1 protein-coding gene is annotated in these 407 nt (G+C 69.0%); it reads left to right on the top strand.

Annotation, left to right across the window (positions count from 1 at the left end; all coding sequences use genetic code 11):
• A partial coding sequence (locus EN984_RS37445; protein WP_245480224.1) for a LysR substrate-binding domain-containing protein occupies positions 1-407 on the top strand: 407 nt, incomplete at both ends.

The raw sequence follows: 407 nt of genomic DNA, 5'->3' as shown, positions 1-407 counted from the left end.
ACTGACGGCGAAGGCACGCAGCAGATCCGGCAGGCCGCTGCCGGACGCGTCGCCATCGGCACTACGCAGGATTTCGCCGACAGCGGCCTGCCGGATCTGCTGCGTGCCTTCGCCGTCAGTCATCCGCGCGTCAGGATCGAACTGCGGGTCGGCCGCTCCGCCGAACTGGCGCAGGCGCTGCAGTCTGGCGGCCTCGATCTGGCGATCGTCATGCGCCAGGCGGCGGCGCCGGACGAAGTCGGCGTGCTGCGCGAGCCGATGATATGGCTATGCTCACAAAAGGGGCTGGCTTCGCGGCAGGAGGAACTGCCGCTGGCGCTGCTCGATCCGTATTGCGGTTTTCGCGAGGCAGCACTTGCCGCACTCGATGCGGCCGGCCAGACTGGCGCTGCCGGCAGCGATGCGGT

Source organism: Mesorhizobium sp. M7A.F.Ca.CA.004.12.1.1 (genome assembly GCF_003997835.1).
In the GTDB taxonomy this organism is placed as follows: Bacteria; Pseudomonadota; Alphaproteobacteria; order Rhizobiales; family Rhizobiaceae; genus Mesorhizobium.
The sequence above is the reverse complement of the archived record's forward strand: the minus strand, read 5'-3'. Positions and strand labels throughout refer to the sequence as shown.